Source organism: Xanthocytophaga flava (assembly GCF_030068545.1).
Taxonomy (GTDB): domain Bacteria; phylum Bacteroidota; class Bacteroidia; order Cytophagales; family 172606-1; genus Xanthocytophaga; species Xanthocytophaga flava.
The window spans coordinates 136,584-149,184 of sequence record NZ_JASJOR010000017.1; the positions used below are offsets into that span (position 1 = coordinate 136,584).

Annotated in this window: 10 protein-coding genes; 4 read left to right on the forward strand and 6 right to left on the reverse strand. The window is 39.4% G+C overall.

Going from position 1 to position 12,601, the window contains the following annotated elements; all coding sequences use genetic code 11:
* Window positions 1–128 precede the first annotated feature (128 nt).
* From QNI15_RS23275 to QNI15_RS23285, 3 genes are all read right to left on the reverse strand, one after another.
* Window positions 129–776 carry a sensor histidine kinase gene (locus QNI15_RS23275; RefSeq protein ID WP_314033919.1) on the reverse strand — a complete coding sequence of 216 codons (648 nt, stop codon included), beginning with the start codon at window positions 774–776 and terminating at the stop codon, window positions 129–131.
* Between the two features lie 69 nt (window positions 777–845).
* Window positions 846–2,141: a tetratricopeptide repeat protein gene (locus tag QNI15_RS23280; protein WP_314033821.1), complete on the reverse strand. Its 1,296-nt coding sequence runs from the start codon at window positions 2,139–2,141 to the stop codon at window positions 846–848.
* A gap of 1 nt (window position 2,142) precedes the next feature.
* Entirely contained in the window at window positions 2,143–2,850 is a 708-nt protein-coding gene (locus tag QNI15_RS23285) for a LytR/AlgR family response regulator transcription factor (RefSeq protein ID WP_314033823.1), read from the reverse strand.
* A 228-nt stretch (window positions 2,851–3,078) separates the two neighbouring features.
* On the opposite strand from QNI15_RS23285, the gene QNI15_RS23290 reads away from it, so the two are divergent.
* From QNI15_RS23290 to QNI15_RS23305, 4 genes are read left to right on the forward strand one after another with little or no spacing between them, the layout of a single operon-like run.
* Window positions 3,079–3,900, forward strand: a complete 822-nt coding sequence (locus QNI15_RS23290; protein ID WP_314033825.1) for a hypothetical protein — start codon at window positions 3,079–3,081, stop codon at window positions 3,898–3,900.
* 34 nt (window positions 3,901–3,934) lie between these two features.
* Window positions 3,935–4,492: an RICIN domain-containing protein gene (locus tag QNI15_RS23295; RefSeq protein WP_314033827.1), complete on the forward strand. Its 558-nt coding sequence runs from the start codon at window positions 3,935–3,937 to the stop codon at window positions 4,490–4,492.
* A gap of 36 nt (window positions 4,493–4,528) precedes the next feature.
* The gene (locus QNI15_RS23300; RefSeq protein WP_314033829.1) at window positions 4,529–4,942 is read left to right on the forward strand and encodes a lipocalin-like domain-containing protein; all 414 of its coding nucleotides are present in this window, start codon (window positions 4,529–4,531) and stop codon (window positions 4,940–4,942) included.
* Between the two features lie 37 nt (window positions 4,943–4,979).
* Window positions 4,980–5,852 (forward strand): hypothetical protein, encoded by an 873-nt coding sequence (locus tag QNI15_RS23305; protein ID WP_314033831.1) that lies wholly within the window; start codon window positions 4,980–4,982, stop codon window positions 5,850–5,852.
* A 225-nt stretch (window positions 5,853–6,077) separates the two neighbouring features.
* Here QNI15_RS23305 and QNI15_RS23310 read toward each other — a convergent pair whose 3' ends face one another.
* From QNI15_RS23310 to QNI15_RS23320, 3 genes are all read right to left on the reverse strand, one after another.
* On the reverse strand, window positions 6,078–6,935 hold the full coding sequence (locus QNI15_RS23310; RefSeq protein WP_314033833.1) for an NmrA family NAD(P)-binding protein: 858 nt from the start codon (window positions 6,933–6,935) through the stop codon (window positions 6,078–6,080).
* Between the two features lie 382 nt (window positions 6,936–7,317).
* Window positions 7,318–9,771, reverse strand: a complete 2,454-nt coding sequence (locus QNI15_RS23315; RefSeq protein ID WP_314033834.1) for an ABC transporter permease — start codon at window positions 9,769–9,771, stop codon at window positions 7,318–7,320.
* Between the two features lie 207 nt (window positions 9,772–9,978).
* Window positions 9,979–12,585 (reverse strand): ABC transporter permease, encoded by a 2,607-nt coding sequence (locus QNI15_RS23320; RefSeq protein ID WP_314033835.1) that lies wholly within the window; start codon window positions 12,583–12,585, stop codon window positions 9,979–9,981.
* Window positions 12,586–12,601: the final 16 nt, after the last annotated feature.

Below are 12,601 nucleotides of genomic sequence, written 5' to 3' on the forward strand. Positions count from 1 at the left end.
ATTCATAAAGAAGGACCATAAAGAAGGGGTACAGTATGTAAAAAGAAAATACGTCCTGCTCATTTTTATTGTCAAATGAACACAGACGTATAGTGTCAAATTAATTTTGTTGATTACTACTATCTTTTTTAAGTGCGATATAAATAGATAGTGGTACCAACCATAGGTTTTGTTTGTACAATCAGTGGACACTGAATAGCTTTAGCTAAATCTCGTACCAAATGTAAGCCTAATCCCTGTCTGGTATTGAAGACTGGACTTTCCTGAGTTAGTATTTGTATAGCGGCTTCTTGTATACCGGGACCATTGTCAGTAATCGAAAGGATTGTGTGGTTATTTTCCTGAAAAGCTTTCCATTCCAGGCTTGCATTAGATGTTAACTTAAGCGCCTTGATAGCGTTAGAAGTCAGATTATACATAATGGTTTGCAGGTAATTTTCATCGGTCAGCAAAGTTAGATTTTCGGGATTGGAGAATGTAACTTGTACAGATAAAGTGTCCCCAAACGATTTTTGTATGTAGTCAAATAAAGAAGCTATACGTGTTGTTTGGATGTTAGGTTTGAATATTGCCATTTGTTCTTTACTCCACAGTAGCAGTGTTTCCATTGTTTCCAGTAGTGTTTCTGCTGACTCAGTAATTTTCTGCTGGTGTTGTGTAGCTTGTTCGGGCGATAACAGGTCAGGAGCTTCCTGCTGTAGATTCAGAAAGTTAATCAGACTGGCAATAGGGCTACGCAGATCATGGCTGATAATAGCAAAGAAGCGAGCTTTTATCTTATTAGCCTCATCAAGTTCGGTATTGAGTTTACGTAGTAGCTTGTTGGTTTTCTGACGGGAACGGCTTTACCAGTAAAGCAGTCCTCCAATTACTGCCAGTAAGCCTATACCAATCAGTAGTCCCAGACGTATTTTCTGCTGATTGGCAATAGTTAGTTGTTGGATAGCAATTTCGGCATTTTTCTTTCCTAATTCATATTTACTTTCTGTTTCAGCGATCTGGTTCTTCGTTTCCTGTGAGAACAGGCTATCATTAATAGTGTGGTAAAACTGCATATCCGTATACGCTTTGCGGAAATCGCCTTTTTCAGCAGCTAGTTCTGCACGTAGTCCTCTTAGAAATGCCAGATTTCCCTGATCATTGGCATCCTGGCTTAAGGTAATCCCTAATTCAAGGTATTGGGCTGCCTTTTGTAATAATGCAGCCCGATTAGCAGGCACTTCACATGAAGCCTTTACTCTGGCAAGTGTATCTGACTGAGCCAGATGGAGATATTCAATGGCAATGTTACCAATGTTGCTGAGTGAGAGAGTATTCGCCGGACTTTGTTTATTCCAGATTCTCTGAGCCTGGAGTTTGTACTTCATTCGCTGATAATAATCACTTTCAATAACTGAGAAGTTTGTATATACTGTGGCAATTCCTATACTATCCCCTGTCTCTTTATATAATGTCAGTGCTTTTTCATAATAATCGTGTGCTTTGGTAGTATCTTTTTTGTTTACATAGGTAGTGGCAATGCTTGCATATCCGGTTGCGAACCGGGCAGTATCTTGTGGACTGATAAACTGAAGGGATTTAAGATGATACGTCAGTGCTTTATCAAAGTGATTCTGGTTATTGTAAACAATGGCGATATTATCAAGGCACAGGGATATCAAATAATTGTCTTTTAATTGCTCTGCAATCTGTAAGGCTTTGATATAAGAATCAATAGCTTGCTGAAAACGGGAGCTTCGTTGATACGTAGACCCAATGCTATTTAATGTAGCTGCTTTGTTATACTGATCCTGGTTGGCATTATGAATTGTATAGGCTTTCTGCAAATAGGTCAGTGCCTCCGTATACTCTCCTTTTTCATTGTGCAACCCGCCAAGGATAGTGTAAAATACAGCAATCCCTTTCTTCCACTTCATCCTTGTTACATGATCCAATCCTTGATGAGCATACGCCATTGCTTTCGTAAGGTCAGACACACTGTACTGCTCGGCTATTTTCTTGTAGGTTCGGGCTTTGAGTGTATCATCCAGCGGTTTTGAGAGAAGACTAATCAAGGAATCTGTTTCTGATTGAATAGCTACCTGTGTCATGCCAAGTGTTACTACCCACAGAAAAAGGAAACAAGCCAGTACTTTTGCCATTTTATTTGTATAAATGGGTTAACGAATCCTTATACCTTCTGCCAATAGGGAGTTGTATCTGATTAATCTCTACAATCGAACTCGTCACCTTGCTGATGTAATGTTGCTGAACAGCATAACTCCGGTGAATGCGCAGAAATGATTGAAAGTTTTTCTCTTTCAGCAAGGCACTCAATGACGATAGTACACAATATTTACGGTTCTGTGTTACAAGGTTTGTATAGTCTTTCAATGCCTCCAGATATACTATCTCATGAAGGTTAATTTTCACCTGTTTATAACCATCTTTGATAAAGATAGTATCAGCACCTAAAGCATTATCCAGCAAACAGGCTTTTTTCCGTATAGTCAGGTAGTACTCGAGCCGCTCCATGGTTTGAGCAAATCGTTCGGTACGTAAAGGTTTCACCAGGAAATCCAACGCCTGCTTCTCGAAACTTTCCACTGCATAATCCGGAAAAGCGGTGATGAAAATACATGCTGGAATCTCATATAGCTGTTTCCGTAATTCCAAGCCGCTAAGTCCAGGCATATCAATATCAAGCAACAGCACATCTGGCAGTTGACTATGGGCTAGAGACAGTGCTTCATCAGCAGAAGTACATACTCCGATAATTTTCAGAAAGGGATATTTACGTACAAAGGCTACTGCAGTGAGCCGATCCACTTCATTATCATCTACAATAATACAGGTATAAGTAGTATGCATAGGTTGTACTATTGATCTTCTTTACTAGAAATTTCAGAAAGTATGGCTTCGTTTAGTATTAGTCCGGATTTATTCGGTTGGGGAAACATGCTTTTTTCTCTTTAAAGCTCTTTTTCAGAAAATCAAACTGCCATTGGGCGATTAATTCTGTTGTTAGTCGATTAGCAGTGGCAATCAGCAGGTTGCTTTAGTAGGTTTGTTGCTATCATAAAGACTACAAAACGACCTATGAAAACTTACATTCCTTTTACTATTACCACCCTGATCCTGTTACTGGCATGTCAGAAAAACGATGATACAGTAACCCCGCCCGGACCCACTACACCTAGTACTCCTGGGGTGGTAACTATAGCAGGGGTAGCTGCATGGGATGCACTTTCTGAGTCAGAAAAAGCTCGTGTAACATCATGGAACACCTTGTTTTTACACCAGTCTGTAGGCACAGACCTCGAAGATGGCAGTGAAGCCAATGGATACAAATTTGCCTATTATGGTCCTGATCAGCAATTGTCAACGGGATTGAGCGGCGGTATATTTGTAGATGTCTCTCCTGGCTTATCTAACGGAAACCCTCTTGAAAAGCTACAGGTATTCAAGAATAATGTACTTAAACATAAAGCATCCCTACGCATAGCTAGTATGAAATTTGGCTATGCGGACATACGTGAAGAAGATCTCACAGAGGTTGAAAATGAATACGTGAAAGTTGTAGATCAGATAAAAGCAGCGGGTATTCGGGTAGTGCATATCACTCCTCCTCTGGTTTATGCTATCAGTGAAAACAGTGCCAAGATGAAAATGCGGACATGGATGCTACAAACCTTTAAGCAAGACATCGTATTTGACTTTCAGGATATAGAAAGCCAGACGGATGGTAGTCGCTGCCAGCAAAACGATATCTGGCGTATTTGTCAAGCTAACCGATCTACAACCAGTTGCCCCAGCAAAGGACAAGGCGTTGATGGCGATGGGGCAGGTCATCTATGCGAGGCGGCAGCTACACAAATCTCTAAAGGCCTTTTATATGCCATTTATCAGGCAGGCAAATAACAATCTAAACTACTTCCTATAAACTACACACAACATGAAAAGCCAACCTTTAGCCCTTCTACTACTTTTGATTTGCTCTCTACAGGCTGTAAGTCAGCAATTGGAAACCGGACAGTATTACATTAAAGTCAATGCGACAGGAAAATACCTGAGCATTGATAATATGAGTCAGGATAATCAGGCTCGGCTCGTTCAGTGGGATTTTACAAGTAAACCCAATCAGCAATTTACTGTTCGTCGGATGAGTGATATGCGGCTTGGGGTCTATTATCTTATTCAGCCTGTTCATAGTGGCAAATACCTGAGCACAGAAGGCAAAACGGAACGAGGTGCCAAAATCATTCAATTTGATTGGGTTAATCAGGACAATCAACGCTGGTATCTTGATTCCTATAAAAATGGCTGGCAAATCAAGTCAGTAGAAAAACAGTCTCGGATCTATCTTTCCGGATATGGAGCAAGTACATACACACCGGAGAATGGCTCTTACTTTTTTATCAATAATGATGCTCTGCCCATGTATTTTGAGTTTAAGAAAGATGAGATTGGAAAAGACAGTGATCGATTTAAAGCCAAACGTGTTACTTTTTAACAGAGACTAAAACCGCTACTTATAAAATTAACATCTATGAAAACGATAATTCTCAGTTCAATAATCGGGCTGGTAATGCTTACTTCTTATGCCCAAAATCCTGTTGGCAAATGGAAGTTACTCTCCCATACGTTTTTCTATGAGGGCACAAAGATGGACAGCCATGCTGCACTGATCTCTCAAAGACCCTGTGCTGCAAAAATAGTCTACGAAATCAATGCGGATGGCACCTTTCGGTTGAATGCAGCTCAAAGCGGGTGTGATGAGAAGTATAGAAATATACAGGAGAAACTGTATAGCAAAACCTATTGGCGACTGGAAGGTAACAAATTTACTACCTCTGCGACTAACTTCGTAGTAGGTCAAAGCTACACTATTAGCATTTCAGGCAACAAGATGACTTGGGTTGGCACAGATGGTCAAGGCACACTGGTGTATCAAAAATTATAAATTCTCTTACTTTCTTTCACGTATCACTACTGCCTCTATGAAAAATTATCTCTTTCAGCTTTCCTGTATCCTGTTGTCTCCCTTTGTCTGGATTTCGTGTAAGGATAAAAACACAAAAGGACCACAAACAGCTACGAACTCTTCCCTTTGTATACTTGACAATTATGAATATGATGGTTACTGGAAAAGAAATGGCTATATGATTCTTGACCTTAACCATGATCAGAACAAGGATAAAAAATTTATGGTCTTTGACATTAAGTATATATCAGGCGAATATAAATTTGTAGTAAAACGAGGCCCTCTCCCGATTGATAGCCTGGCCACTAACTGGCCTGCGGAGGTCAAGTCGGTCAGCTATGGCTACACCAGTAGTATGGTAGTAAATGCCCAGATGCTAATGCGGGTAAATTCTATTTCCAGCGACGGACGTTTTATCTACCACTATGATTCTACCTACAAATTTCCAAACAGTATCCTTACGTACAACTATCTGAACAATGCCGCTTTGTATGCAGGCAACATGGCTGGTAAAACGCCACAAGGTAAAGCGATGTTTTGGTATGTAAATGGAAATGTCTCTAAACCCAAAGATGTTATATTTTACTTTAGAGAAGGATTTTGCACAAATGTAACTACTCCAGGCAATAAACCAGTACCGATGACAGACCTCGTAGATGGCATTCCTACTTTATCAGAAGCATGGAAGAAAATAGATGCAGTTCTGACAATTGAAGGCACTTATTATACACATTTCTTTTTTGACTTTGATGAATGGCGCTTCTTTCAAACCACTGATTTTTGTATGTCTGTATGGGGAGCACCCTGTGAAGGAGGTCAAGTACAATATGTAGACTATCAAAGCATGAATACCCTGATGGACTGGCCGGATGGCTGGACCAAACCATGAGGTTTATAAATAAAGAATCACTGGCATAGGTCTACATTGAAAGCAGCGTCCGTTGCGTTTGTAATGAAAGAGCATTACTCAGGTTTGTGATTCCTCAAACAAAGCTCTACCAACCAATGCAACGGACACTCTTATCAATTTATGTCAGCATGGATGTTCAAACCAGTATTTCTGCTTTTACTCTCAAACTCATAAAACTGGTAAGCAATCAATAGGTTATTCCAATCATTGTCGCTCAACTAGTTGTCGAATGTAGGTCTGAAGAGTAATAGCTCCCCGAATAGGAGAATTAGCTATTTCAGGACCTTTTTGTAAAGTAACATCTGTCATACCTGCAAATGATTGTGCGGCTTCTTTCGAAAACCCTACCTCCATCATAACAGATTCCCATTGGCTACGAGGAGTGGTCACTACTTCAACTGGCCTTTTCAAAGCCACACTAAATGCAGTGGCTACATCTGCAACCGAATACTGTTCCGGACTTTCTACATGATATATACCCATATGGGAATCGGAGGTTATTAGTTGTGCTGCCACATGCCCTAAATCTTCCGGAGCTACCATAGGTAAGGAAAAGTCGGCAGGAAAAAAAGTATATAACTTACCTTCTTCGCGAACAGAAACCAGAGACATATCCCAGTTGCTCATATAATAAGCTCCCCGAATAATTGTAGCTGGAATGCCTATTTTGGACAGGTGCTGTTCCATTTCATACAATACACCCAAATCTCCGATTTGATCACCTGGCTGAGCCCCATAAGTAGACTGAGCAACAACTTTCTCAATCCCTGAATCTGTTAAGGCTGACAATATAGACCGAATGCTATCCAGTTCACGTTTGCTTGTGTCAGTATCTGGTGGAGCAGGTGGATTCAGTAAAAAAAGGCGTTTACCTTGCTGAAAAACAGAACGTAGTTCCTCTGTTTGAAACACATCTACTACAGCAACCTTTGCTCCGAGCTGCTCCCACTCGTGAACCTTATCCTGATTTCGGGTTATAACTGTTACTACTTCATTTTGTTTCAGAAGGGTTTTGGCTACTACAGAGCCAATATGTCCCGTTGCACCCAGAATGATATACATAGCTGTTGTTTGTTTAGTAAAAAAATAGATTTCTATTACTGCTGCGGAGTATACTACTTATAACTTCACAGTAACACAAACATAGAGTGGGTCTATGACAGCTGTATGTCAGGGGTATACGAAATATCTTACCTAAATCAGGTTTTTGTTTCTAAAGAAAAGAGATGCTCTGAAGATAAAAACCTGTTTTGGGTAAGTAAAAAATGAGAGCGGTTGTGGAAAAATTATGAAAGGGACAATAAACTAACCAAACTAGAGATATTTTTCAAAATTAACCATCACCTATACTCTTTTCAAAAGCATAAGTGATGGTGTTGAAAATAAACTAAACTCACTTCCAATATTCAAGATCTTTCATATATGAAGTATAAGGAAAAGTAGACTATTCGCTTTTTATAGCTTTGATGGGGTTAATATTAGTTGTTTTATAGGTAGAAAGGAAAACTGAAAGCATCACCAGGGCGATAGAGACCAAACTTGCAACCAGAAATAGTATACCATTAATGTGTATCCTTTCAGGATAACTCTCAAGCCATTTATTTATAATCAGATAAGCAATAGGCCAGGCAATGATATTGGCCAGAATTACCAGCTTCAGGAAATCAGCCATGAGAAGGAAGAGTATGGATCGGCGACTTGCTCCAAGGACTTTTCGGATTCCGATTTCTTTGGAACGTTTTTTCCCTTCAAATAAGCTCAGGTTTATTAAACCAAGACAGCAGATAAAAATCACAATATTGGAAAAGAAAGTGGTAAGTAGTTGTAATCGTTTCTCATGTACATACTGAATGTCGTAATGATCATCCAAAAAGAAGTAATTGAAGGGTTTATCGGGGTACACCTTTTTCCATATATCCTTCACACTACTTATCACATGCTGAGGACTGTTCTTTGCAAATTTCAGTGAATAAAATACCTGTTGCCCCTTATCCTGGCTTAGGTAAAAAAGTGTGGGTGATACAGGACTTTTTAGGGATACATGCCGATAGTTTTTTACAACACCAATAATCTGCACCTTTTCCCACTCATCTAACTGCTGGAAGTATATATATTTGTTCAGGGCATCTTCAGGGAAAGAATAGCCCAGAACCTTTATAGCCTCAGCATTTAGAATAATACTTCCATACTTAGCATCGGAAGGAAAGTCTTCTGAGAAATTTCTCCCTGCCAGTAATTGAAGTTCCAGTTGGCTTAGATAGTCGTATCCTACATACATCACCTTATAGGGTGTTGGATCATATATTCCATTTGCCTGCTTCTTTATAGAATTGACATAGGTAAAGCCTATCTCTGTACCTGGAACGGAAGAAGACGTAGAAATACTCTCAATAGCAGCGCTGTTCAGGACTTCTTTTTTAAAAACCAGATAGTCATCATATCTATGTTCATTATCAACCCTGCTATAGGCTGTAGGATTATGAATGATGAGTTGGTTCTCCGGATTGAAACCAATATTCGCGGTACGCATAAATTCCAATTGTCCGGATACGAAAAGAGACCAGATAATCAGTATCAATGCCATACAAAACTGGAACACGACTAATGCCTTTCGCAAACTAAAACTTCTGTTATTCATCACAAGCTTCCCTTTCAAAACGTCAACAGGTTTAAAGGAAGAAAGAAGTATAGCTGGATACGCCCCACTCAGTAAAGTAGATACGATAAGAACTCCGATTACAGCTCCTGTAAAAACTATATAATTCAGAGAGGTGTTTATATTTTTACCAATTATATCATTGAAGGAAGGAGAAAATACCACATACAAAACTATCGCTATCCCCAACGAAAGCAGATTGGTTACAAAAGAATCAATAAGAAATTGTTTTCTCAACTGGGTTGCGGAGGCACCAAAAGTTTTTCTTAACCCCACTTCTTTGGACCTGTCCATAGCAAACACAATACTCAGGTTTGAGTAGTTGATACTACTGATTGCCAGCAGTAAAAATGCCATCAGAATAAGAAAGAATACAAGATTTAAACTTCCATTTATTTTTAGTTCGTCTTTGAAATCAGATTGCAGGTAAATGGATGTAACAGGTGTGAACACAATGCGCAATTGATTCTTTATAAAGTCTGCCTTGTAGGTTCGGGCAATTGATGTGGCTACCAGATTAATATCTTTCTGATCTTTTATCTTGCTACCCATCTTTACATAGGTATACCATGCAGGTGAATACCATGGGTCCTGAACAAAAAATTTATAATTAGGATCACCAAAGATGGGAATAAGGATATCAAATTTCAGGTGAGAGTTTTCAGGAATATCCTCAAAAACTCCGGTAACTATTCGGTTTGAGTTTTCATTATCCAGTTCAGTTATTACTAATCCGATGGGGTCTCTGTCTCCAAATAGCTTTTTTGCAATTGAGGTTGATATCACAACTGAGTTGCCATTCATTAAGGCAGTTTTACTATTTCCACTTACCAGCTGTACTGAAAAGAAATCCAAAAAAGTACTGTCAACATAATAGACATTCTGCTCATAAAATATCTTATCCTGATACTTAAGTGGCACCCCTCTGGTTGCATCCAGATTTTTCGAGATTCTACAAAAGCCAGCTACATCTGGTAGTTTTTCCTTTAGTGCAGGACCTAACCCTAAATAATTTCTTGCACTGCCCTGCCATTCTTTTTCACTGGTATATTGGGTATGGTCAACTCTATAGATATACTCTGCCTCATTTATAAAGGAATCATAGCTTAACTCATACGCTACATATTGAATAATGTATAGGACAACTGCAATACCAATAGAAAATCCCAGAATGTTGATAGCGGAGTAGATAGTATTCTTTTTGATATTCCTCAGTGATAAATCCAGATAATGCTTCAGCATAAATAGTTAGCAGAATAACAGGTGAACAATTAGTGCGAAGAAGTACAAAATAAATTACCCTTGCTTTAACTCATAAAACAAGGGTAATTTATAAAAGATAAATCAACTTTAACAGGAATGCTGTTTATCAGATAGTAAATTTCATTGTGCACACCAAAACCTGGTAACACTCACTACTTATATACTGATTTATGAAGCCTGCTATCCTTATTCTACTTTCAGTCCCTTTACCAGATTTGACTTAGCTACCTTTCTAATCTGAATAGAAATCACACCCAGCAAAACACAAACCAATAGTAATACAGCAATCGAAACACCTGAAAAGTCCATTGGCATTGGATAAGCAAACATCATATTTAATTGTGTGTGAATTAACATATAGCTCACAGGAACGCCAATTGCCAACGCAGATATGATCAGAACCAAATACTGTCTGGCAATGGTTACAGATAAGTCCAATAGCCTGGCTCCGAGTACTTTTCGAATGCTAAACTCTCTGACCCGCCCCGCCACATTGAGTGAAACCAGCCCATACAGTCCCAAACTTGCCAGCAATACAGCCATACAAGCAATTGTCCTGGTGAACTCTTCCATACGTGCTAACTGGCTAAAGAATATACCCCAGACATCTTCCTGATATCCACCCTGAAAGGGGCTATCCGGAAATAAAGCAGCCCACTGAGTCTGTAAGACCTGATAGGTTTCCTCTTGTGAACCATTTTTCACTTGCACAGACAAAAACTGATAGTCTTTCTTGTCTGCTAACTTAAAAAGAGTGGGTCGAATCGGATTGTAAAAGCTATGGGTATGAAAATCCCTTACCACTCCAATGATCTGATATTTTGTACTGTCTATCCGGAACTGGTGTCCAATCGGATTTGATAGCTCCATGTTTTTCACCAAAAGCTCATTGACAATGACTGTGTGTTTATCATTTTCAGACTGATCGTTAAAGTTCCGTCCATCTGACAGTTGCAAACCCATTGTATTAACATAATGAGCATCAACGGCTAACTGCTCCACTTCGTACTGGCGATTGGCAGGTGTATGAATTATCGCGGTAGAAATCTTTTTCCCAAGATGGTCTTTTGAACCTGCAAGTGAACGCACATTGGCATTCTGAAGCATTTTATCCTGTAATTGTTCATAGGCAGCCTGGTTCGGAATGTTCACATACAATACATCCCGCTGATTGTAACCCCAGCTACGCATTGTCTGAAAGGTTGTATTTTGCATATAAACCACAGCTCCTGTGATCAGAATACATGACAGGACCAACTGAATACCCAAAAACAGCTTTGTCAATGGGTTCTTTTTGCCAAACTGCACTGAGCCTGTAAATATCTTTACAGCATCAAATCTGGAGATATACAAAGCAGGATATAGTCCGGAGGCAATACCTGTAAAAAATAAAATAGCCAGCAGAAACACCCAAAAGTTACTATCAATCAGATTAAGCTCCAACTCTCTGCCAGATACAGGAATAAACCAGGGAAGAAAAACAGTTATGGTCAGAATAAATCCCAGTACCAATGCGAAAAATGTTACAGAGATATTCTCAACTAAAAACTGTATCAGGATTCGGACTCTATTGGCTCCAATGACTTTTCGCACACCAATTTCCTTTAGTCTTTTCGTAGTTGAAACAAGTGCGATATTGATATAATTGAAGCAAGCCAGAGCCAGCATAAACATACCTATGACAGGCAGTGCAACCAGACTTTCGATAGGAGGATCAACGGAAATATCATCCCGTATCTGTGCTGAATTTTTATGTAATGTTGCCAATGGCTCAAAGGCAAAGGAAGAGATTGCCCAGTCTTTCTGCACTTCTTTGTTTTGCAGAACTTTATACTTATCCATTCCCTGTTGAATAATCTTTAAATCAGATGGATCTTCTACCTGAACAAAGGTGGCATTGACCAAAGTATTCCAGTCATGTAATGCACCATCCGATTCGGATAAACGCAGGTTTTCAAAATTGATCAGAAAATCAAAATCAATGGCATGAGCTTTTGGAAAAGGAGCAGCTACTCCCATCACTTTAAATGTTTTGGTTCCAGCATTGCCTAGTTTTATATGAACATTCTCACCAATGGGATTTGTTGCACCAAAATACTTAACAGACATTTCCTCGCTGAGAATCACACTATTTACATCTGCTAATGATTGGCTTGTTCCCCACTTGAGAGGAAAAGTAAGCATCTCTAAAAAGGTAGGGTCAGTATAACGTACCCGCTCGGTAAATACCTGATCACCATATTTTAGTACAAGATTTCTGTCTTCTATCCGACACACATGTTTAATCTGAGCAAAATCTTCCTTCAGCATTTGCCCCAGAGGCCCTGGTGTTTGTCCATATTGTTGTAGTGTACCTTCTCTATCTGCAAAAAAAGTAGTCAGGTAAACAGAATGTTTATGAGTATGGAATTGATCAATATTGTTGTCATAGGCAATAAAAGCATAGACAAGCATACAAATACCAATAGCAACCGCTAAACCCATAATATTGATGAATGCACTCAGCGGGTTTCGCATCAAACTTCTGAACGAAATTTTGAAGTAGTTCTTAAACATACCATACGGGTTAGGAGATAGTGTAATACGTACCTTTTTCATGATAAGCGGTCGCATCAGACGTATCATTTCCCAGGTATACATTCTTCGGGCCTGACGGTAAGAGAGTGTTTCCAGATTGTCCTGAAAAAGCTCTTCCATGTCTCCTTCAATCTCTTCAAGATATTCTTCTTTTACAAGCAGGCGCAAAAGCCGGAGAGGCCATTTGGGTGGGGCGTAGTGGTTCGGTTGTTTCATAGTTGTCTGGGTTTAT

What these genes read in the sequence shown, in the direction of transcription:
- QNI15_RS23320 (WP_314033835.1), bottom strand. Translation starts at nt 12,585, where the DNA reads ATGAAACAACCGAACCACTACGCCCCACCCAAATGGCCTCTCCGGCTT.
- QNI15_RS23305 (WP_314033831.1), top strand. Translation starts at nt 4,980, where the DNA reads ATGAAAAATTATCTCTTTCAGCTTTCCTGTATCCTGTTGTCTCCCTTT.
- QNI15_RS23285 (WP_314033823.1), bottom strand. Translation starts at nt 2,850, where the DNA reads ATGCATACTACTTATACCTGTATTATTGTAGATGATAATGAAGTGGAT.
- QNI15_RS23300 (WP_314033829.1), top strand. Translation starts at nt 4,529, where the DNA reads ATGAAAACGATAATTCTCAGTTCAATAATCGGGCTGGTAATGCTTACT.
- QNI15_RS23310 (WP_314033833.1), bottom strand. Translation starts at nt 6,935, where the DNA reads ATGTATATCATTCTGGGTGCAACGGGACATATTGGCTCTGTAGTAGCC.
- QNI15_RS23290 (WP_314033825.1), top strand. Translation starts at nt 3,079, where the DNA reads ATGAAAACTTACATTCCTTTTACTATTACCACCCTGATCCTGTTACTG.
- QNI15_RS23315 (WP_314033834.1), bottom strand. Translation starts at nt 9,771, where the DNA reads ATGCTGAAGCATTATCTGGATTTATCACTGAGGAATATCAAAAAGAAT.
- QNI15_RS23295 (WP_314033827.1), top strand. Translation starts at nt 3,935, where the DNA reads ATGAAAAGCCAACCTTTAGCCCTTCTACTACTTTTGATTTGCTCTCTA.
- QNI15_RS23280 (WP_314033821.1), bottom strand. Translation starts at nt 2,141, where the DNA reads ATGGCAAAAGTACTGGCTTGTTTCCTTTTTCTGTGGGTAGTAACACTT.